This window comes from Nocardiopsis sp. MT53 (assembly GCF_019598965.1).
Lineage (GTDB): Bacteria > Actinomycetota > Actinomycetes > Streptosporangiales > Streptosporangiaceae > Nocardiopsis > Nocardiopsis changdeensis.
In genome coordinates this window covers 5,210,440-5,229,902 of record NZ_CP080599.1, presented here as the reverse complement: position 1 = coordinate 5,229,902, position 19,463 = coordinate 5,210,440, and the positions used below count along the sequence as shown (strand labels likewise).

General features: G+C 71.7%; 20 protein-coding genes and 1 pseudogene. 10 read left to right on the top strand and 11 right to left on the bottom strand.

The genetic code is table 11. The features are described from left to right. The first annotated feature begins 115 nt into the window (after positions 1-115). Both K1J57_RS23045 and K1J57_RS23040 read left to right on the top strand, forming a co-directional pair. A complete protein-coding gene (locus K1J57_RS23045) occupies positions 116-895 on the top strand; it encodes an SDR family oxidoreductase (RefSeq protein ID WP_220560710.1) in 780 nt (259 codons plus the stop codon). A 47-nt stretch (positions 896-942) separates the two neighbouring features. Continuing rightward, the gene (locus K1J57_RS23040; RefSeq protein WP_255646517.1) at positions 943-1,368 is read left to right on the top strand and encodes a nitroreductase/quinone reductase family protein; all 426 of its coding nucleotides are present in this window, start codon (positions 943-945) and stop codon (positions 1,366-1,368) included. Positions 1,369-1,617: 249 nt separating this feature from the next. Here the strand turns inward: K1J57_RS23040 and K1J57_RS33625 are convergent. The 10 genes and pseudogenes from K1J57_RS33625 to K1J57_RS22990 form a co-directional block, all read right to left on the bottom strand. Further along, positions 1,618-1,824: pseudogene (locus tag K1J57_RS33625) on the bottom strand (YdcF family protein); the annotation flags it as partial. A 17-nt stretch (positions 1,825-1,841) separates the two neighbouring features. Continuing rightward, a complete protein-coding gene (locus tag K1J57_RS23030) occupies positions 1,842-2,477 on the bottom strand; it encodes a histidine phosphatase family protein (protein ID WP_220560708.1) in 636 nt (211 codons plus the stop codon). After that, on the bottom strand, positions 2,470-3,231 hold the full coding sequence (locus K1J57_RS23025; protein WP_220560707.1) for an SDR family NAD(P)-dependent oxidoreductase: 762 nt from the start codon (positions 3,229-3,231) through the stop codon (positions 2,470-2,472). Before K1J57_RS23025 ends, K1J57_RS23030 begins: the two co-directional genes overlap by 8 nt. Next, positions 3,216-4,346: a hypothetical protein gene (locus tag K1J57_RS23020; RefSeq protein ID WP_220560706.1), complete on the bottom strand. Its 1,131-nt coding sequence runs from the start codon at positions 4,344-4,346 to the stop codon at positions 3,216-3,218. Before K1J57_RS23020 ends, K1J57_RS23025 begins: the two co-directional genes overlap by 16 nt. Beyond that, positions 4,343-5,302 carry a glycosyltransferase family 9 protein gene (locus tag K1J57_RS23015; protein ID WP_255646516.1) on the bottom strand — a complete coding sequence of 320 codons (960 nt, stop codon included), beginning with the start codon at positions 5,300-5,302 and terminating at the stop codon, positions 4,343-4,345. Before K1J57_RS23015 ends, K1J57_RS23020 begins: the two co-directional genes overlap by 4 nt. 140 nt (positions 5,303-5,442) lie before the next feature. Next, a complete protein-coding gene (locus K1J57_RS23010; protein ID WP_220560703.1) occupies positions 5,443-6,015 on the bottom strand; it encodes a phosphoribosyltransferase in 573 nt (190 codons plus the stop codon). 22 nt (positions 6,016-6,037) lie between these two features. Beyond that, positions 6,038-7,834: a DUF4254 domain-containing protein gene (locus K1J57_RS23005; protein ID WP_220560702.1), complete on the bottom strand. Its 1,797-nt coding sequence runs from the start codon at positions 7,832-7,834 to the stop codon at positions 6,038-6,040. Between the two features lie 22 nt (positions 7,835-7,856). After that, a complete protein-coding gene (locus tag K1J57_RS23000) occupies positions 7,857-8,498 on the bottom strand; it encodes a hypothetical protein (protein WP_220560701.1) in 642 nt (213 codons plus the stop codon). A 15-nt stretch (positions 8,499-8,513) separates the two neighbouring features. Further along, entirely contained in the window at positions 8,514-8,981 is a 468-nt protein-coding gene (locus K1J57_RS22995; RefSeq protein ID WP_220560700.1) for an NUDIX domain-containing protein, read from the bottom strand. Continuing rightward, positions 8,978-9,793 carry a TauD/TfdA family dioxygenase gene (locus K1J57_RS22990; RefSeq protein WP_220560699.1) on the bottom strand — a complete coding sequence of 272 codons (816 nt, stop codon included), beginning with the start codon at positions 9,791-9,793 and terminating at the stop codon, positions 8,978-8,980. The genes K1J57_RS22995 and K1J57_RS22990 overlap by 4 nt, the downstream gene beginning before the upstream one ends. 161 nt (positions 9,794-9,954) lie before the next feature. On the opposite strand from K1J57_RS22990, the gene K1J57_RS22985 reads away from it, so the two are divergent. The 4 genes from K1J57_RS22985 to K1J57_RS22970 all read left to right on the top strand — a co-directional run bounded on the left by K1J57_RS22985 (position 9,955) and on the right by K1J57_RS22970 (position 13,418). Beyond that, the gene (locus K1J57_RS22985; protein ID WP_255646515.1) at positions 9,955-10,344 is read left to right on the top strand and encodes an NUDIX domain-containing protein; all 390 of its coding nucleotides are present in this window, start codon (positions 9,955-9,957) and stop codon (positions 10,342-10,344) included. Next, the gene (locus K1J57_RS22980; RefSeq protein WP_220560697.1) at positions 10,341-11,519 is read left to right on the top strand and encodes a helix-turn-helix domain-containing protein; all 1,179 of its coding nucleotides are present in this window, start codon (positions 10,341-10,343) and stop codon (positions 11,517-11,519) included. Before K1J57_RS22985 ends, K1J57_RS22980 begins: the two co-directional genes overlap by 4 nt. A gap of 142 nt (positions 11,520-11,661) precedes the next feature. Then, positions 11,662-12,012 carry a hypothetical protein gene (locus tag K1J57_RS22975; RefSeq protein ID WP_220560695.1) on the top strand — a complete coding sequence of 117 codons (351 nt, stop codon included), beginning with the start codon at positions 11,662-11,664 and terminating at the stop codon, positions 12,010-12,012. 188 nt (positions 12,013-12,200) lie between these two features. Then, on the top strand, positions 12,201-13,418 hold the full coding sequence (locus K1J57_RS22970; protein WP_220560694.1) for a hypothetical protein: 1,218 nt from the start codon (positions 12,201-12,203) through the stop codon (positions 13,416-13,418). A 166-nt stretch (positions 13,419-13,584) separates the two neighbouring features. On the opposite strand, the gene ilvA is transcribed toward K1J57_RS22970, so the two are convergent. After that, the gene (gene ilvA / locus K1J57_RS22965) at positions 13,585-14,865 is read right to left on the bottom strand and encodes a threonine ammonia-lyase IlvA (RefSeq protein WP_255647230.1); all 1,281 of its coding nucleotides are present in this window, start codon (positions 14,863-14,865) and stop codon (positions 13,585-13,587) included. Between the two features lie 291 nt (positions 14,866-15,156). On the opposite strand from ilvA, the gene K1J57_RS22960 reads away from it, so the two are divergent. The 4 genes from K1J57_RS22960 to K1J57_RS22945 all read left to right on the top strand — a co-directional run bounded on the left by K1J57_RS22960 (position 15,157) and on the right by K1J57_RS22945 (position 19,422). Further along, complete coding sequence (locus tag K1J57_RS22960; protein WP_220560692.1) at positions 15,157-16,614, top strand: sodium:alanine symporter family protein; 1,458 nt, start codon at positions 15,157-15,159, stop codon at positions 16,612-16,614. 301 nt (positions 16,615-16,915) lie between these two features. Beyond that, positions 16,916-17,578, top strand: a complete 663-nt coding sequence (locus K1J57_RS22955) for a hypothetical protein (RefSeq protein WP_220560691.1) — start codon at positions 16,916-16,918, stop codon at positions 17,576-17,578. A gap of 27 nt (positions 17,579-17,605) precedes the next feature. Further along, positions 17,606-18,736: a sensor histidine kinase gene (locus K1J57_RS22950; RefSeq protein ID WP_220560690.1), complete on the top strand. Its 1,131-nt coding sequence runs from the start codon at positions 17,606-17,608 to the stop codon at positions 18,734-18,736. 41 nt (positions 18,737-18,777) lie between these two features. Continuing rightward, the gene (locus K1J57_RS22945) at positions 18,778-19,422 is read left to right on the top strand and encodes a response regulator transcription factor (RefSeq protein WP_255647229.1); all 645 of its coding nucleotides are present in this window, start codon (positions 18,778-18,780) and stop codon (positions 19,420-19,422) included. Positions 19,423-19,463 lie beyond the last annotated feature (41 nt).

The window sequence follows — 19,463 nt, the reverse complement described above, 5'->3', positions numbered from 1 at the left end:
ACTCACCTCTGGCTCCGATCTAGTGTCGGACAGTGGTGAGTCGATGGGCTCACCACCGGCCGTCGTTCATCACCGATGACCCCGGCCGGTCACCCGCGTACCGAAGGAACATCCGATGCACCGCTTCGACGACCAGACCGTGCTCGTGACCGGCGGGACCGGTGGCCAGGGATCGAGCCACGTACGCGCCTTCCACGCAGAGGGAGCGAACGTGGTGATCGGCGACATCGACGCAGAACGCGGCGCCGCCCTCGCCGACCGGCTCGGGCCCCGCGCCCGCTTCACCCACCTCGACGTCACCGACGAGAACTCGTGGTCCGCCGCGGTGCTGGCCGCCGAGAGCGCCTTCGGCGCCCTGAACGTGCTCGTCAACAACGCGGGCGTCCAGAACCCGCCGGCACCGATCGAAAAGACGGACCGGGCCACGTGGTCGCGCATCCTCGACATCAACCTCACCGGGACCTTCCTCGGCATCAAGGCCACCGCCCCCGCTCTGCGCCGCGCAGCAGGGGGAGTCATCGTCAACATCGGCTCGACCATGGGCCTGGGCGGCACGGTGCACTACGCGCCGTACGTCGCCGGCAAGTGGGCCGTGCGAGGCCTCACCCGAACGGCGGCGCTCGAGCTCGGCCGAGACCGCATCCGTGTGAACACCATCCACCCCGGCGTGATCGCGACCCCCTTCATCCAAGAACCGGCAGTCGGCGCCACCGCGGCGATCGCCGACTTCTACTCACCCGAGCCGTTCGCCATCCCCCGACTCGGGGAGCCGACCGACGTCACCCGGCTCCTCCTGTTCCTCGCGTCATCGGACGCGTCGTTCATCACCGGGTCGGAGTACGTCATCGACGGTGGGCTCCTCCTCGGCCCCGCCCTTCAGGCCGACGCCGCATGAGCGCTCCGGAGACGACAGGGTCGAACGGCCCCGCACAGGACGCGTCCTTGGCCCACCTGCCCGAACACATCCGGCGAGCCATCGAGATCACCCCCGCCGCAGGCACCGCGGAACGGATCGTCGACATCACGACGCTGGGACGCCGCACCGGCCGGGCACGCCGCATCGAGATCTTCTTCTACCGGGCGGCGGGCGCCACCTACCTGTGCAGCGGCGCCGGCGGGGCCGCCACCGACTGGTATGCGAACCTTCTCGCCGACCCCGCCTTCACCTTCCACCTCAAGAACGGGGTCCGGGCGGATCTGCCCGCCTGGGCCACGCCCGTCACCGACCCGGCGGAACGCCGGACCGTGCTGGCGGAGATCGTCGCGGATCTCAACCAGCCCCACGACCCCGGCACCATCCGGCCGACCCGGCTCGAAGACTGGGCCGACAGCCGACTGATGCGCATCGGTTTCCGCCATCGGCCGTGATCGCGGATCCCTCGACAGGTGGTCCGCTCCCGGGGATCGGGGTGCAGTCGCGGTTGGAGCTCCTGACGAAGTGATCTTCGAGGTGGGTGCGGTCGCCGTGTGTACCCGGGGCTGAGGCCGCGTCCGGTCCCCGGGGCGGTGCCGCCGCGAGCGGCACCGCCCCGTCGGGGGCGGGGTGATCGGGCGGGGTGATCGGGCGATGTTCTGCCCGGTGTTCGCCGCCTCCGGCTCCACCAGCACCGCGGTGTCGGGGACCCCGAGTTCGAGTGCCCGCTCGAGGAAGTGCACCGCCTCCCCGCACGGGAAGATCTCCGCGGTCTCGGGGCTGTTGGCTCCGGTGAACACCAGGGTGGGAAAGTACCCGGCAAGGTAGAGCTCGGCGGCGTAGGAGGCGACACCGATGTCGTTGCAGCCCAAGGCGATCGCCGCATCGCACCGCCGCACCCGGTGGTGCATGCGGTGGTACTCCCAGATCAATTCCGCGTGCCGCCGCTGCTCCTGGGTGATGGTGCGTACGTCGTCCGCCATGTAGTCCTCCTCCGGTGACCGGACCAGATCTCCATCTCCTCGGCTGTGCGGAGTTCCAGGAAACTCCACTCATCCCAGTGGTTCGGGTCGAACACCGAGACCTCGGAACGGTCCAGAGCGCGCAGGAGCATCTTGTGGGAGACGACGAGGACGGGTCCGTATTCGGAGGCGAGGGCGTTGAGACGCTCAGCGGCTCTCTCGGCCCGCTCGGTCAGCTCGCGTTCTGATTCTCCGTCCCCGTAACGGCTGGTCGGATCGAGAGCACGCCTCCCCCGCCACGCGGCGTAGTCCTCGGGGAGGTCGGCGGGAGAGATTCCTTGGACCGTGGTCGGACTGCGCCACTCTCGGAGTTCGGGGAGCACGTCCAGCAAGGGCGTTCCGGAGTGTTCGGCGAGAAGCCCGGCCGTCTGTAGTGCACGCGGCAAGGGGCTGGACACGATACCGGCGACCGCGGGCAGCGCCCCGGCCGCGGCGATCGCAGTCCGACGCCCCTCGGGGGACGGTTCGGCGTCGTCGGGTGCGTGGTACCCCGACCTGTGCCCGGTGTAGTGGGCGTGGCGGATGAAGTGGATATCAGCCAAGGACCCATCCTCCGTCGACTCGCAGGGTCTGGCCGGTGATGAATCCGGCCTCCTCGCTGGCGAGGAAGACGACGGCGGAGGCGACCTCCTCCGGTCGGCCGCGGCGGCGGACGCACTGCCGGGCCAGTTGCCGCTTCTCCATGGCTTCGGGGTCGGGAACGACCTGCTCTTCAGCGGGTACGCGGATGGACCCTGGAGCCACGCAGTTCACGGTGACCCCGTGCTGACCGTATTCGCGCGCGAGGGCACGGGTGAGGCCTTCGAGTCCGGCCTTGGCCGCGATGTAGTCGGCGAGGTCGTGTCTGCCCGCGGCCGCGAGCACACTGCCGATGCCGATGAGACGGCCGTGCCCCTGGGAGATCATCCCTGGAGCAGCGGCCTGGGCGAGCAGGTGGTGGGCGGTCAGGTTGAGGGCAAGGCACTCAGACCAGCGCCCCTGCGTGAGGTCCGCATGCGGGGTGCGGGGGTAGTCGCCGGCCGCCGTGACGATGACGTCCGGCGGCCCCATCCGGTCATGGACGCGCGCGTAGAGCTCCGCCGGCGCGGCGGGCGAGCGCAGGTCCGCGTCGAAGGCTTCGGCTGCTCCCCCTCGGACGGCGATCTCCTGAGCGAGGTGCTCGGCGCCGTGGGGGTCGTTGAAGTGGGCCAGAGCGACTCGGGCCCCGTTGGCGACGAGAGCGCGGACAATGGCCGAGCCGATGCCGCCGGTGGCTCCGGTGACCAGGGCCAGACGGCCGTTCAAGGAGTAGGGCATGAGGACTCCTCCAGGTCGAAGAAGCGCTGCGGGGAGAAGTCGGGAGTCGCGCACAGGGCGAGTTTGGCCAGCAGGTACAACCGCTGTTCCAAGGTCATACGGGCGAGGTCGAAGACGCCGATGATGCGCATCGCCAAGTAGGGGCGGAGGGCCTGGGCCAGGGACTCCCCGGGAAAGTACCGGGCCGCGATCGGGCGGACGAACAGTTCCCAATAGCGGTCCAGAGCGAGCCGCCGTGTGGCGGAGAGTCGGTCGGTGAAGCGGATGTGGAGTACGCCCTCACGCAGGCGTGCGCTGATCCGTGGTGTGTTCGCGGGCACGCGGTCGAAGGTGGCGGGGTGCCGGACGAACGCCTCCGGGTTGAGGAGGGGGACCAGCCAGCCTCCGAGAACGGCCGTGTGGAAGCTGAAATCGGCGATCTCTCCCGCGATGGCGTTGCGTCCGGCGGTGTCGTAGTCGAGCCAGGCCAGGGGCGCCGCGAGGTTGACGTCGGTCGGGTCCCCCTGGCTGATCGCGCTCCAGACGGGGGCGTCGAACGCGTTGCGCAGCCAGGTGCGTGTTCCCTCCCAGTCGAGCCTGTAGTGGCGTCCGTTGACGTACAGGCCCGTCCGGGCCAGGTCGCTCGCCTTCGGCCCGGTCTCGGTGTCGGTCAGCGGCAGGTCACGTCCGGCGTAGTAGCGGTCGAGCCGTCCGCCCGGCGCGGCGCGGTCCCGGTACAGCTTCCCGACGACGGCCTCCGGTGGGGTCAGTTCGGCGGTCTTCGCGAAAACCCCTGCGTAGGCGGCTGTCAGCTCCCCCATGTAGGCCTCCAGGGCGGCGTGGTCTCCGTCATCGGGGGTGTTGAGCAGGTCGAGGAGGAGCCCGCGGTCAGGACCGCCGGGCAGCCTGTCGTACACCAGGACCGAGCGTCCCGGGAGCCGGATGTGGTGGTGCAGGGCGGGCACCGGGTACCACTCGCGCAGGAGCCGGTGACCTGCCGCCTCCGCGCGGGCCTCGCCGTGGTCGGGCATGCATTTGGCGATGAGGCTTCGCCTCGGGGTGTCGATCGGGTAGAGCCGGTTTCGGGTGTGCTTCAGCGGCCGTCCGATCCGCGGGAAGAACGCCGGAGTGTTCACGGAGTTCCTCGATCCAGGGCGAGGACGGCGGTTTCCGCCACGGTGGCCGGAGGTATCGAGGACAGCGGAGACCGCGGCGCGTCCCTTTCGTCCAGGCTGTCGCGCACGGGACACAGGTCCCGGCGGTGCATGTGCTCGGAGAAGGGTGTGGCCAGGGCATGGTGGCGGCTCAATCCGGTCCGCCACTTGCTGTGGGAATGCCTTCCGTACAGGCCGACGACCTCGGCTCTGGCCGAGCTGAGCGCGGCCAGGTGGGTGAGGCCGGTGTCGTTGCCCAGGACGACGTCGCACCGGGCGAACAGTGTGGCCAGCTCCTCCAACGGGATGTCCGCCGCCCACTCCACTTCGAAACCATCAGCGGCTTCCAGTGGTCGGGGAGCCCTCTCCTCACGTCCGGGAATGAGAAGGAGCCGTACGCGGCGCCCGGTTCGCTCACCGATGATCCGAGCGGCGGCGGCGAAGCGCTCGGCTCCGTAGTCCTTGCGGTCGGGGCGGCTGGTGGCGATGACGGCGGCGACCGTCAGCCCTCCCCCGGCCGGGGCTCCGCCGTCCCGGGACAGGGGCGTCAGGAACGGCGGCTCGCCGGGCAGACGGGCACCGACGCGCCGCTCCACCTCCAGGTAGTAGCGGGCGGGGAGGAAGGGGTGGGCGTGTCGGCCGTCGTGGAAACAGCGGGCTCTCTCCGGGCGGCAGATCAGTACGTGGTCTTCTCCGGTGGGCTGTGCCAGTGCCACACCGGATTCGTCACCGAGGATCAACCGGAACGAGGAACGCCATGGACAAGGAGCCGAGGGTGTCACCGGGTAGAGCCGCCCGTACCGGCCCACCGTGCGGAGGGGAACGGTCCGGCCGTTGAGGGCGAGGGCGTCCGTGACCGCCGCGACCGCCCCGAAGGCGAGGAGCGAGTCCCCCAGTTTGCTCTGGAAGGCCACCACGACCTGACCGCACCGTTCCACGGCTCGCCGAAGGAGATGGTCCGGGGGTTCGGGCAGCGACCGGCCGGCAGGAAGCGCTTCCCGGTCGTAGCCGAGGGGTTCACTGCGCACCTGCCCTGGTGTGTAGACGGTCCCACCCCAGTGGCGACGCACCGGCGGGCTCATCGCTCCTGCCCGATCCGGGTGAGGGAGACCAGGGGGATGCCGAGTTCCTCGATGACGGATCTGGCGTTGTACCAGGTGTCCTCGGCCAGGCAGACCGCGGCCAGCGGGTGCGCTCCCTGCGCGCGCAGGGCCTGGACGAGGTTGACCAGGGTGACGCCGGTCGTCACCTCGTCGTCGGCCAAGAGGTAACTCTGCCCCGGGGTGATGCCGTAGGCGAACACGTTCGGCCGGTTGGCGTGGCCCTCGACGAAGTGCACGGCTCCAGGAAGCGGGACGCGCACCTTCCACGCGAGCTTGTAGGGCAGCCCCGACGCCAGGCTGAGGGCCAGCGCGGGCACGATCCCGCCCGCGTCCAGGCCCAGGACCGCGTCGGCGCGCACGGCTGAGGGCAGCCTGTGTCGCAGGGACTCCCACAGGAGCTGTCCGGCATCGGTGAGGCGGGCAGGCGGTACAGCGGAGCGGGTACCGTCCAGGGCGTGGAGTACCCGCTCGGGGCGGCTTCCGGGCCCGGCGTCCAGCCGGGGAACGATCTCGGCGTGGAATCCGGTTTCCTCGGTCACGGCTTCCATGTCTTTCCTCTCCTGGTCGCGTTCAGGCGGCGCACTGTCGTCGGTGCCAGGCGAGCAGCCGGTCGGCGGCCGCCTCGATCGCTCCGAGCACCCGGTGCCGGTCCACCCCCTCGCGGTGGGCGGCTATGACCTCGTCCACGGGCGGAAGACCGAGGGATCCGAGGTCGGGCAGCAGCCTCTGTGCTTCGGTGACGGCGTCGCCTCCGTCCACCCAGACCGCCTGTTCTCTGAGCAGGAGTCGGCAGATCAGGGCCACGTGCTTGTACAGGGGACGGATCCGTCCCCGGCCGGGGTCGTGGCGCAGTCGCCGGGTGGTGGCGACCACGTCGGCCAGGGCGGCGGGAGTCGCTCGTTCCACTTCTGCCCGTGAGATCACCGGGAGCCTCAGCCCTGGGCCGGCAAGGAGGGCGGGAGCGCCTTCCTGGAGCATGACCAGCGCCGCGAGCACCCGATTGGGAAGACGGCGGGCCTGTGCTTCGGCGAGGGGCAGGAGCGTCGCCCCCAGGTGGATACCGTTCTGGGCCAGAAGGGCGGCCCGGTAGACCTCGACCGCCCGTTTCACCTCCTCACCGTGTCCTTCCTCGGAGAACACGAGCAGGTCGATGTCGGACCACCCCTGCCTCCAACCGCCGTGGGCCGCGCTGCCGGTCAACGCGGCCAGGCACCGGTCGTCGGGAAGGGCCGACAGCGCATCGGTGAGCCGCGATGTCGCCTCCCGAACCGCCGGAGGCAGGGCCAGCTCTTGGGGAGGAAGGAGCTTGAACCGAGCACCGACCGCAGGCCCGGCCAGGTGGCGCAACCTGCTGTGCAGCCGGATCACGCTGCCGGAGTTGTCCAGGACCGCATCGGCCGGAATCCGGTCCGCGCCCCGTCCGGTCTTGACCCGGTCCTTCTCCTCCAGCGCCCGCTCGTCCCCTCCCGACCGTGCCAGCCTCAGCGGACGGGAAGCGTCGATGTAGACCACGTGGAGGAGTTCGCCCATCATCTCCTTGAGAGCCGCGATCGACTCGGCCCTGTGCACGGATTCGATGGTGATCAGGCGGATGTCCCGGTGGGCGTCCGCGAACCGGTTCAGTTCTTCCAGGAGGAGTTCGGCCTGCCGTTGCGGTGAGAGGACGTAGGGGGCGGCCAGGCCCTGGCGGGCGGCGGCCTGGGTGAGGAGGTAGCCGATCTTGAACCGTGCGGCGCCCTCGTCCCGGTTCAGGAAGATCCCGGAGGTGGTCTTGCCGCACTCGCTCAGGCCGCCCAGTGCGATGACCCGTGGCAGGTGGGAGCTCGGCACCGGACGTGTCCGGGTGCGCACGGTGGTGCCGTAGAGCTTGAACCTCGCCCCCTGGGGGAGCCGCCGTCGACCGGCCGAGACGTCCTCGGCAAGGAGTCGGAGCGCTTCGCCCACCTCCTGGAGCTGTGTTTCCACCCCGGCCAGGCGTGCCCGGACGCCGGGGTCGTCGCCCGCCGCCAGCCGCGTGTGGTGCAGCCGAAGGACCGACACCGACAGCCGGTCGACCACGGAGCCGATGGATTCGGTGTGCAGCGGTACGGTCCCGTCGCAGGGCGGACAGGCCGCGGCGATCACTTCGTCCAGGCGCTCGGTGTGGCGGGCACGGTCCATGTTGAGCCGGTCGATGGTGCGTTTGCCGTCGGCGACCCGGGACGTGTCGAGTGTGCTGCCCCGGACCGTGTCCTCGGCCGTCCACAGCAGGTGGTTCGTGTGGTGCAGCCGGGCCGCCACTTCCCGGAGGCGTTCGCGTTCCTTGGGAGGGAGTCGGCCGGTCAGGGGTTCGAGGGGTTCGTCGAGAAAGAGGCAGGGAGGGGTCACGGGGGTGGTCCGTCCTTCACGGTCAGCGGTTCGCGGGGGCGCCGATCCCTCGGGCGAGGAGGGCCCGGCGGATGCGCACGTGTGTCTCGTCGGCGTTGAGGAGGTCGTCGGACACGACTTCGACGAACACGTCCTGGTGCGCCATGCGCAGAAGTACGCGGTGCAGGTGCATCTGGTAGTCGAGGTAGGTCCCGGTCCACGGGCTGTGGTCGCGGCGCCGAGCGATGGCGATGCTGCGTTCGGTATCGGTCGAGGGCAGCAGCAGGACCGGGAGCTCGCACGGTTCAGGCTCCTCAGCGCCGACGAGGGCCCTGACGCGGTGCCAGGCGCCCTCGACCGATACCGACTCCTTGACGGCGCAGGTGGCGATCGCTGTGGCGAGCAGCATGTACCAGCCGCGGTCGAGGAGCCCGGTCCTTCCCGGAGGCAGCGCCCGTGCCCGCTTGGCGTGGCCGGCGAACAGCATGGCGGTCAGTTCCTCCGTGGTGGAGGTGGCGAACCACCAGGCGGCGTAGTCCTGACCCGACACCCGGGACCAGGGAACCGGATCGTGCCGGTGGACGGGGCCCAGGTCGCAGAACCCCTCCCAACCGTCGGCGAGCATGCGCACCTGCGTCGACTTGCCGCTGTTGTCGGGGCCGTTGAGACTGACGAATCCGGTCATCGCGTCCCATCCCGGTCAGGTTTCGTCGCCCTGGTTCACCAGGGCGAGGAGGCCGTGGAGGTTCGCTTGGAGGAAGTCGGCGAGCCGGGGCGGCAGGAGGCGAATGTCCGCGAGAGTGTCACGGGTGGCGGGAACGGCGACCACCTCGTAGGTGCCGCGGCCGGGTTCGGTGAACTCGGCCCCGGTACGCTGCCCCAGGTCAGCGGAGAGCAGCCGGGCGACGAAGACATGTTGAAGGCCCACGCCTCCGGGAAGGTCGTCGGTGATGAGCAGGACCTGGCGGACCCGGTCGATCTTCCCACCCAACTCCTCGGACACCTCGCGGTGCAGCGCGGCCTCTGCGTCGGCGTCCTCCGGCTCCAGCCCGCCGCCCACGGAGACCCAGTAAGGCTCCTGCCCGGGTTTGGTGCGCTTGATGAGCACCAGCCGCCGGTGCTCGTCGAACAGGAGGGCGCGGGCGCTCTGCTTGACGATCTTCGTCATGTCCACCCTTTTCCGGTCGTGCGTTCGAGGTCGGTAAGAAGTACGGGGAAGCCGCGTTCCGGGGAGAGACCTTCACGCAGTTCTCCCAGGGCCCGCAGCATCGTGCGCGGCCCTTGGAAGGAGCGGCGGCCGTGGAGCCAGCGGGTGTTGTCGAGGATGAATCCCTGTCCCGGCTCTAGAAGCAGAGTCTTCGTGTGCCTGCCTATGACCTTCCTCAGAATCGCCACATGGGGCAGGGTCTGGGGTGCGAAGCGGACGAGTTCGTCCAGGCGCAGACGGATCATCCACCTTCCGGAACTGAGAGGTTCGAAGATCGATCCGGCATGGCCGGCTGCTCCCCCGAAATAGGCGGTACGCGGACCCGACAGCACACGCCATGACTCCGGTTCGGTCCGAGCGAGGTCCTCGGCCACGGAGCGACCGTCGATGAGAAGGGTCTCTCCGCCGTGGAGTCCAGGCGTCAGGCACACGAGCATGAGCAGGTGCGGAGGAACCGTCGTGCACGACCGCTCCGTGTGCGGAAGAAGCTCCGCGTCGCTGAACCCGCGCTTTCCGAGCGTTTCCCCACTCTCTCGGGCATGCAGCAGGGTAAGCCCGTCAGGGTCCGCGTCGGGGTGGGGGTAAAGGGCCGCCAGGCCTCGGGCCAGACGCGCGAACGCGCTTCGGTCAAGGATTCCCGTGAAGGTGGCCAGGCCGTCTCCGGAGAGGGCGGACCACAGGCGCCGTTGGAAGTCGGAGCCGTGCAGGTCGACAAGGTACCGGATGAGGAGGGAGCCGTCGTCGACGGCCGGAGGGAGTGTCGTCTCGTCCACACCGCTCAGCTTCACGGACCGGCTTCGGGAAGGTCCAGTGACAATCCGTCAAGGCGGTGTCCACCGAAAACCGGGCGGCCCGATGCTAGTTTCGCTAGCGTCGAGCCCGTACGCCTTCGAAAGCGAGCCCTCCCGTGTCGGACACCCCCTACGTTCCGCGTATGTTCCCCGTCTCCGTCAAGGGGGTGGTGATCCGTGACGACCGGGTACTGCTGCTGCGCAACGAGCGCGATGAGTGGGAACTGCCCGGCGGCAAGATCGAGATCGGAGAGACCCCCGAGGAGTGCCTGGCCCGGGAGATCGAGGAGGAGACGGGCTGGCCGGTCGAGGTGTCCGCCGTCCTCGACTCGTGGATCTATCACATCACCCAGGTCGACCGGCACGTCTTCATCGTCACCTACGGGTGCCGCGTGGACTCCCGGGCGCCGGTCGTGGTCTCCAGCGAGCACAAGGAGGCGGGCCTGTTCACCGAGGCCGAGGTCCCCGGCCTGCCGATGCCAGAGGGTTACAAGCGCTCGGTGCTGGACTGGTTCTCCCGATCGCGCGCATGAGCGCCAGGCCGGCGGCGCGCTGGCTCTGGTTGCTGCCCGAAGCACGCCAGGCCCTGGAAAGCCGTGAACTCGCGGTGATCCTTCGCTGCTACCGCAGGTTGACAGGACTGTCCCAGGCGGCGATGGGTGAGCTGTTGGGCTACGACCCCTCCTATATCTCCCTTCTGGAGCGTCGCCAGCGCACCATCGGCGACCGCCAGGGCTTGGCGCACATCAGTCGGGTTCTGTCGATCCCTCCCCACGCCTTGGGGATCAGCACCGAGGAAGACGCGGACTTCCTTGCGGCCCTACAGTTCGGGGAGTCGACCGTACGGCTCGCGGAGATAGCCCGGCAGGCCGGACGCGCAGCCGAAGCAGTCGAGGAGCTGTGGCCCCTGGTGGCACGGTTGGAGGCTCGGCTCAAGGAAGGGCTTGTCGACCATGGGACCGCATCCCTGCTGGCGCGGGCACGCGCGACGCTGGGAACGTCGCTGGGTCACGTCCTGGCGGAGGAAAGGCTGTACTTGGCCGCCTACTGGACAGGGCAGGCCATGCGCTTGGCCCGCCACCTGGACAACAGCTCCTTCCTCGGCCACACCCTACGCATGCACGGCAATGAGCTGAGAAAGGCAGGCCGCCACGGTGCCGCCATCGCGCGACTGACCGAGGCCGCCGAACTCTCCCATGAGACGCAGGAACGCGGACAGACCCTGATCCTGCTCGCCCGCGCGGCAGGCGAACAGGGAAACACGGAACTGCATGATGGCTCCGTGGCCGCCTCCGAGCGGTTGATGGATGAAGCAGGGCCGAGCGGAATCCTCTTCACCTCCTTCTCCCTGCGCGAGGTGCGCATGAGGGGGCTGCTGGAAACCGGGCGCACCGCTGCTGCAGCGAAGCTGGCCCAGTCACGCCCGGGACCAGGAGAGGCCCCGGCCCCTCAGTGGGCGGCCATCGAGGCGGTCACCTCGGCCGACGCGCTGTCAGCGGCGGGAGACCTCACCAGTGCACATGCCCTGTACGACGAAGCACTTTCGCTCGCCGCACGCCACAGGCTGCCGCACCAGGTTCAACGCGTCGTGAGGAGCGTTCGGATACGGGAATTCGAAGGTATCCGTGCCCGTGCCCGGACAGAATTAGAGAACCTACACCGGCACGGGGCACCTATCGGTGCTTTTCCGGGCGTCTCAGGACGGTGAGGCCAAGCCTCCACCCTTCACACGAAGGCCTCCGCCAACTTCGAGCAGAGGGGATAAACAGGACAGCGGACCAGCGGTTTTCCGGGTCCCCTGAGGGGGCTAGGGTGCCGCGCATCGGCCACGGTGTGAGAGGTGCGGTTCCTTGTTCGACGTCACGGCTTTGAGCGACCGGGAGTTCCTGGCGCTGGTGGGGAAACGACCCGGCATGTACACCGGAAGGACGTCCTTCGAACTGGCGGTCGCCTTCCTCCACGGGTACGAGAGTCACGCGCAACGTTGCGGGAGATCCGTGCTGGGCGGGTTCGACGCGTGGATCGAGGCACGGGGGACCCCGCGCGGCGTCACCGGCTGGTGGGGCCAGGCGCGCAGGATCGCCTTCCCCGACGAGGAACGCCTCAGGGACCTGACTCGCGAAGAGGAGGAACACGCCGTCGCCACGCTGTTCCGGCTCCTGGACGGGTTTCTCGCCGCGAAGGAGGAGGGGCGGACGTGAGCGACGACGCCCTCTCGGTGATCCCGACCGACCCGTGCTAGCGGCCGGGCCGCCGTGTTGTGCCCGGCCGACGGGCTCGTCCGGGTGGGGCGGGCGCCGGGGCATCCGGTGCGGACGGTTCGGGCGCACATCCGACCGGTGGTTCCCGGTACGGTCGGCTTGTCACCCCGCCTCAGGACAGGACCCCCATGCCCGCCTCCTCCCCCGCGCCCGGCTCCGGCCGGGTGGACGTGCGCAAAGACCAGGTGCAGTACTGGATCGGCAGCTGGATCGGTTTCGGCCTGATCCTGCTGTTGCCCGTGGGGCTCGGCGCCGGCGCCCGTTACGCCGCGTACGTCAGGGGCAACGTCGAGGACCCGTCCGGAGACCTGGTGGTGTTCGGGGTCCTGGGCGCCCTGCTGCTCGTCCCGCTCCTGGCGCTGGTGCTGACCGGCCCGCGCCACCTGGCGGAGCAGGGCGTGGAGGTCGGCGACCGGGGCATCGGCCTCGTGCGTGAACGCCGGTCATGGGCGCGCGGCGGCACGGTGTTCGTCCCCTGGCGGGACGTGCACCTGGTCACCCGGAGCGTGAGCAAGGGGTCCGCCCCCGGGCGCACCCTGGAGATCCACCTGAAGCGGGGGGACGGGGTGTCCGAGCCCGTGGTGCGGTGGGCGACGCTCGTCCCCGCCGGGAGGAACTGGAAGGGGACGACGGCCTCGCGGCCCCGGATCGTCGTCACCCTGGGCGATGACCTGCTGAGCCGCGTCGAGAAGGAGATCGGGGTCTGGCGCCCCGCCGGGGCGGGGCGGGCCCGGTCGGCGGCGCCTGAGGCGGTGAAGTCGGCGGCCGCCGCGGAGTCCGCGCCGGAGGCGGCCCCCGGGCCCGCCGGGGCCGGCGTGCGGCGGGTGGACATGCGGTGGCAGCAGGCCGCCGGCTGGCTGGTGACGACCGTGGTCTGCGTCTACTTCGCGCTCGGGCTGGCCGTGCTGACCGTGGTCTCGGCGGTGAACGGGGAGTACGGAGGCGCGGGCGTGATGCTGTTCCTCACCGTCTTCTTCGCGCTGGTCAGCCGCCCGCTGTTGCGGAGAACACCGCGCTACACGACCGTGCAGGGCGTCGAACTGGACGATGAGGGCATCACCCTGGTGCAGGAGCCGAAGGGCTCGTTCGCGGGTGTGCGCGCCCGCATCCCCTGGTCGGAGGTGCTCGGCGTGAGCCAGGACGTGGGGATCGACCACCAGGCTTCGGGTCGGAAGCCGCAGTTCTCCGTCGACGTGGTGACCCGCGAGCCCCTGTACGGCGTCGACCTGCCGCACTGGGTCGGCCTGGAGCGCGAGAAGGTGCGGATCAAGCCGAATCGGGCCCGGCACGGCGAGCTCGTCCGCGCGTTCCGCGCCGTCCGCCCCGACCTCCTCCCCGGCGGCTGACCGCACGACGGATCTGCCCCGGGCGCAGACCTGACCGCAGGCACAGAGCCATTCGAGCGTCCAGTGCAGGCGGCCGTCCTCGACGGACTGACCCGCCCAGCCGGTGCGGGCTCCGCCGCAGGCCGTGCACGGTTCGGTCAGTTCCACGGCGCGGTCGTGCACGGGGTCAGACCAGGAAACCGAAGAGGGGGCTGTCCGGGCGGACCCGCTCGATGCGGTGCGGGGCGGCCTCCATGCGCTTGAGCATGGGCTCCAGGTCCTCCGGCGCCCCCAGCTCCACGCCCACTAGGGCGGGGCCGGTCTCGCGGTTGTTGCGCTTGACGTACTCGAACCGGGTGATGTCGTCGTCCGGTCCCAGGATGTCGTCGAGGAAGCGGCGCAGCGCGCCCGGCTCCTGGGGGAAGTCCACCAGGAAGTAGTGCTTGCGCCCCTCGTGGACCAGCGCCCGCTCGACGATCTCGGCGTACCGGCTCACGTCGTTGTTCCCGCCGGAGAGCACGCACACGACCGTCGCGCCCTCCGGGAGGTCGACGTCCAGGTCCAGCGCGGCGGAGGCGAGCGCGCCCGCGGGTTCGCTGATGATGCCGTCGGTCTGGTACAGGTCGAGCATCTCCCGGCAGATGCGCCCCTCGGGCACGGCGACCAGGTGCGGCGGGCGCTCGGCCGCCACCGCGTGGGTGATGCGGCCGACCCGGCGCACGGCGGCGCCGTCCACGAACGGGTCGAGGTGGTCCAGGTCCACCGGCCGCCCCGCGCACAGGGCGGCCGCCATGCTCGCGGCCCCCTCCGGCTCGGCGCCGATCACCCGGACCCGCGGGTGGTGCACGCGCAGCCAGGTGAGCGTCCCCGCCAGGAGCCCGCCGCCGCCCACCGGCACCACGACGGCGTCGGGGGCCCGGCCGAGCTGCTCCACGGCCTCCTTGACCACGGTGCCCTGCCCGGCGATGGTGCGCGGGTCGTCGAAGGCGGGCAGCAGGGTCATCCCCAGCACCTCGGCGTCGGCCCGGGCGGCCGCAGCGGCGTCGTCGTAGGTGTCCCCGGCGACGATGACGCTCACGCTCCCCCCGCCCAGCGCGGTCACCCGCTCGCGCTTCTGGCGCGGGGTGGTCCTGGGCAGGTGGATGCGCGCCCGGATGCCCAGCGAGGCGCACGCGAACGCCACCCCCTGGGCGTGGTTGCCCGCGCTCGCACAGACCACGCCCAGCTCCCGGCGCGCGGGGTCGAGCGAGCGCACGAAGTTGAGGGCGCCGCGCCCCTTGTAGGAGCGGACGGCGTTGAGGTCCTCGCGTTTGAGCCGCACGTCCAGGCCGTAGCGCGCGGAGAGGCGCTCGTTGCGCTGGAGCGGGGTGGGCGCGATGACGTCGGCGAGGCGGGCGGCCGCCTCCTCCACCTGCGCGGCGGTCACCCGCGCGGGCGCCGCGTCCCCGTACCGGTCGTTGTCGTTCACCGTGGTCCTCGTCGTCGCGGGCGTGGGGCCCGGCTCCGCCGGGGGGCGGGACTCCGGACCGTCCGCTCCGACCGTACAGCGTCCCATGGGTGTTCGGGTGGCACTCGCGCCCCATCGGACACAGGGGCACCCGGGTCCGGCGACGCGCACGGGTCCCGATGCCACCACGGTCGGGCAACGATTACGTGACAGGAGGTGTCCTGTCGGTCGCTCCGTGTTTGATGCGGGCGAATCGGGCGAGAAAGGCCCTTCGTACTGACCTCCTCTGTGGAAACGGTGATCCTCTCTCCCATGCAAGGGCTGACCGACGCCATCGGCGCCTTCAACAACGACCTCTTCTGGCCCCTGGTCATCGTGGTGCTGGTCGCCGCGAGCCTGTACTTCACCGTCCGCCTGGGGCTGGTGCAGCTGCGCCTGCTGCCCGACATGTTCCGAGCGCTGGGCGGCTCCACACAGACGGACGGCGACGGCAGGCGCTCCATCTCGTCCTTCCAGGCGTTCGCGGTGTCCGCCGCGGCCCGGGTCGGCACCGGAAACGTCGCGGGCGTCGCGACCGCCATCTCCCTGGGCGGTCCCGGCGCCGTGGTATGGATGTGGATGATGGCGCTCCTGGTCGGCGCGGCCAGCTTCGTGGAGTCCACGCTGGCCCAGCTGTGGAAGGTGCCCTACCAGGGCGGCTTCCGGGGAGGCCCCGCCTACTACATGCAGTACGGGCTCGGCAGGCGCTGGCTGGGCGTGGTCTTCGCGATCACCATCACGGTGACCTTCGGCTTCGTCTTCAACGCCGTGCAGGCCAACACCATCTCCACGACCCTGGCCGGGTCCGCCGCGGAACTGGGCGCGGACACCGGCGCCATGCCGTGGCTGCCCGCCGCCATCGGGCTGGGCCTGGTGGCGCTGACCGCCGCGGTGATCTTCGGCGGCATCCGGCGCATCGCCCACGTCGCCCAGCTGCTGGTGCCGTTCATGGCCCTCGCCTACCTGCTGCTGGGTGTGGCGGTCGTCCTGATGAACATCGAGAAGGTCCCCGGCGTCCTGGCGCTCATGTTCACCCACGCGTTCGGGCTGCGCGAGATCGCCGCCGCCGGGCTGGGCACGGCGATCATCCAGGGCGTGCGCCGCGGGATGTTCTCCAACGAGGCCGGGCTGGGGTCGGCGCCCAACGCGGGCGCGACGGCGAGCGTCAGCCACCCGGTCAAGCAGGGGCTGGTGCAGACCCTGGGCGTCTACTTCGACACCCTCGTCGTCTGCTCGGTCACCGCCTTCATCATCCTGGTGTCCGACCCGGCCTACGGCGAGGACCTGGGGGCCACGATGACCCAGGACGCCCTGGGCGCGAACCTGGGCGCCTGGGCGGTGCACGCCCTCACCGTCATCATCTTCCTGCTGGCCTTCACCTCGGTGCTGGGCAACTACTACTACGGCGAGTCCAACGTCGGCTTCCTCAACCCGAGCGAGAAGCTGCTGACCGCGTACAAGTGGGTGTTCCTGGTGGCGACCTTCCTGGGCTCCATCGGCTCGATCCAGCTGGTGTGGACGCTGTCCGACACGACCATGGGCTTCATGGCGCTGGTCAACCTGGCGGCGATCGTCCCGCTGGCGGGGGTCGCGCTGAAACTGCTCAAGGACTACACGGACCAGCGCAGGCAGGGCCTGGACCCGGTCTTCACCGCGGACCGGCTGCCGGGCCTGCCCAACGTGCAGTGCTGGGACCCCGAGCCCGAGAAGGCGGGGAAGGCCCCGGTCTGAGCCTCGGCAGGCCCGTCCGGCCGTCCCGCCGGAGGGGCCCGCCGCGTCCGGCCGCGGCGCGGGCCCGGTCGGCCCGGCAGGCCCGGTCAGGCCTGCCGGGCCTGCCGGGCCGGGGCGGCGTCGGCCGTGCGCGCCGGCTCCTACCCCGGTAGGACTCCCGGGACCGGACCCCGGTCCGACGCCCCGGGGCCGCTCCCCCGGCAGGGTGGGGCGCATGGCCACTCCTCCCGAATCCGCTCCTCCCGCGTCCGCGCCCGCTCCGACCCGCGCCCTCCCGGTCCGGTGGGTGGGTGGCGCGTGCATGGTCCTCGCCCCCCTGCTCCTGGCGGCCGGCATGCTGCTGCGCCTCCCCGCCGCGTTCACCCCCGCCGCGCAGCTCACCGCCTATGAGCACCACCCCGCCGCCATGGCCGCCTCCCACGCCCTCACCGGGACCGCGCTCCTGCTGCTGATGCCCGCCGCGGCGGTGCTCGCGGCGCGCGTCGCCGAGCGCGCCCCCGCCTGGGGCCTGTGGGGCGGGCTCGCGGTCGTGTCCGGGCTGGCCGCCCGTGTCTTCCACGCCGGGGCGGACCACATGGCCCTCCGGTCGGCCGAGGCGGTCGGGGCCGCCGCCACCGCCCGGGTCGTCTCCGAGACCTACGGTGCCTTCCACGTGTTCTCGACGCTGAATCTCGTCCTCCCGGCCGGCTGGGGCGTCCTCGCGTTCGGCGCGCTGCGCGCCCGGGTCCTGGGGCCGGTCCGCGCCCTGGCCCTGGCCGCGACCGCGGCGCTGCCGCTGGGCGTGCTGAAGGGCACCGCGCCGCTGTCGCTGGTCGCCGTGGCCGGGCTCGCGATCGCGCTGGTGCCCACCGGGGTGGAACTGCTGCGCGCCCGGCCCAGGCCGCGGCCGGCCGCGGTCCTGGGGTGGGGGGCGGCGGCCCTGGCGGCGCTGGCGGCGCTGACCGTCCTGGGCCGGCTGGGCTGAGCACACCGGTATCGGTACCTTTACGCCATGGATTCCCGCGATGTCCGTCGCCCCCGTGTCCAGGACCTGGTGGCGGCGGTCGCCGCGACCGCGGTCTACACGGGCTTCGCGCAGCTGCCCGGGACCGACGGGCAGCCCGCCTACCCCGGCCCGCCCTGGCTCGCCGTCGCCATCGCCCTCGGGGTCGGCGCGCCGCTCGTGTTCCGCCGCCGGTGGCCCCTGGCGGCGTTGGGCGTGATCCTGGCCGCGCTCACCGCCGCCACCCTCCTGGACCTCACCCGGGAGCCCTATCTGGCGGCCGCGCTGGCCGCCCACACCGCGGGGTCCGCGCCGCCCTCCCGGCGTTCGGCGTCCGCGCTCGCCGCCGCGCTGGCGGTGGTCTGCGCCGGGGTGTACGCCGGTCAGGCGCTGGTCACCCCCTCCGGTGACCGGGCGGAGGCGGTCGGCCTGGCCCTGCTGGTGGCGGCGGTCGTCGGCGGCGCCTGGGCGCTGGGGTCCGCCGCCCGGGCCCGGAGGGAGCGGGAGAGCCGGTGGGAACGGCACCTGGCGGAGCGGGCGGCGGCCGAGGAGCGGCTGCGGATCGCCCGTGACATGCACGACGCCGTCTCGCACACCCTGGGCCTGATCACGGTGCGCGCGGGTGTGGCCGCCCACGTGCCCGAGGCCGACCCGCGAGCCGCGCTCCGGGACATCGAGGAGATCGGCCGGTCCGCGCTGACGGACGTGCGCCGCACCCTCGGGGCGCTGCGGGAGGGCGGACCGCTCTCCCCCGCCGACGGGGACCTGCGGGAGGCGATCGAGGACGCGGAACGCGCCGGGGTCGACGTGGAGTCGTCGGTCGGCGGCCTGGGGTCCCTGGCCGACGGCCCGCGGGCCCTGGTGCACCGGATCGTGCGGGAGGCCCTGGCCAACGCGGTCAAGCACGCCACTCCGACCCGGTGCCGGATCACCGTGGCCGTCGGGGGCGGCACGGTCGCCGTCGACGTCGTGGACGAGGGGCCGGCGGGCAGGCGGAGGCCCCGCCTCCCGGGCGGGCACGGGCTGGCGGGCCTGCGCGAACGGGTGCTGCTGTACGGCGGCGAGCTCTCGGCGGCGCCGCGCCCGGGCGGCGGGTTCGCGGTCTCCGCGCGCCTGCCGGTCGCGGAGGAGGGGCGGTGACGGGTCCCGGCGTCCGGGTGCTGGTCGCGGAGGACCAGGCGATGCTCCGGGGCAGCCTCCGGTTCCTGATCGACCACACCCCGGGGATGGCCGCCGCGGGCGAGGCCGCCACCGGGGCGGAGGCGGTGGAGGAGGCGCGGCGCCTGCTGCCGGACGTCGTCCTGATGGACATCCGCATGCCGGTCCTGGACGGCATCGAGGCCACCCGCCGGATCTGCGCGGACCCCCGGACGTCCGGGGTCCGCGTGCTCGTCCTCACCACCTTCGACCTGGACGAGTACGTCTACGCGGCGCTGCACGCGGGGGCGGCGGGCTTCCTGCTCAAGGACACCCCGCCCGCGAAGATGATCGAGGCCGTCGGCGTCGTGGCCTCCGGGGAGTCGCTGCTGTCGCCCTCGGTCACCCGCCGGCTGATCGCCGCCTTCGTCCGCGGCCCCGGGGCCGGGCGCCCGTCCGCCCTGCCGGGGAGTGTCACGGAGCGGGAGACGGAGGTGCTGCGGCTGGTCGCCTCGGGGTTCTCGAACTCGGAGCTGGCCGAGCACCTGCACCTGAGCATGGCCACGGTCAAAACCCACATCGGCAGGCTGCTGGCCAAGCTCCACGCCCGGGACCGGGCCCAGCTGGTGATCGCCGCCTACGAGTCCGGGCTGGTGGGCGCCGGGCGCGCGGAGCGGCCCCGCGCCTAGGGCGGGCCCCGCCGGGAGGGCCGCGGCGCCCCCGGGGCCGG

What these genes read in the sequence shown, in the direction of transcription:
- K1J57_RS23045 (WP_220560710.1), top strand. Translation starts at nt 116, where the DNA reads ATGCACCGCTTCGACGACCAGACCGTGCTCGTGACCGGCGGGACCGGT.
- K1J57_RS23025 (WP_220560707.1), bottom strand. Translation starts at nt 3,231, where the DNA reads ATGCCCTACTCCTTGAACGGCCGTCTGGCCCTGGTCACCGGAGCCACC.
- K1J57_RS23010 (WP_220560703.1), bottom strand. Translation starts at nt 6,015, where the DNA reads ATGGAAGCCGTGACCGAGGAAACCGGATTCCACGCCGAGATCGTTCCC.
- K1J57_RS23000 (WP_220560701.1), bottom strand. Translation starts at nt 8,498, where the DNA reads ATGACCGGATTCGTCAGTCTCAACGGCCCCGACAACAGCGGCAAGTCG.
- K1J57_RS22995 (WP_220560700.1), bottom strand. Translation starts at nt 8,981, where the DNA reads ATGACGAAGATCGTCAAGCAGAGCGCCCGCGCCCTCCTGTTCGACGAG.
- K1J57_RS22985 (WP_255646515.1), top strand. Translation starts at nt 9,955, where the DNA reads ATGTTCCCCGTCTCCGTCAAGGGGGTGGTGATCCGTGACGACCGGGTA.
- K1J57_RS22980 (WP_220560697.1), top strand. Translation starts at nt 10,341, where the DNA reads ATGAGCGCCAGGCCGGCGGCGCGCTGGCTCTGGTTGCTGCCCGAAGCA.
- K1J57_RS22970 (WP_220560694.1), top strand. Translation starts at nt 12,201, where the DNA reads ATGCCCGCCTCCTCCCCCGCGCCCGGCTCCGGCCGGGTGGACGTGCGC.
- K1J57_RS22960 (WP_220560692.1), top strand. Translation starts at nt 15,157, where the DNA reads ATGCAAGGGCTGACCGACGCCATCGGCGCCTTCAACAACGACCTCTTC.
- K1J57_RS22955 (WP_220560691.1), top strand. Translation starts at nt 16,916, where the DNA reads ATGGTCCTCGCCCCCCTGCTCCTGGCGGCCGGCATGCTGCTGCGCCTC.
- K1J57_RS22950 (WP_220560690.1), top strand. Translation starts at nt 17,606, where the DNA reads ATGGATTCCCGCGATGTCCGTCGCCCCCGTGTCCAGGACCTGGTGGCG.
- K1J57_RS22945 (WP_255647229.1), top strand. Translation starts at nt 18,778, where the DNA reads ATGCTCCGGGGCAGCCTCCGGTTCCTGATCGACCACACCCCGGGGATG.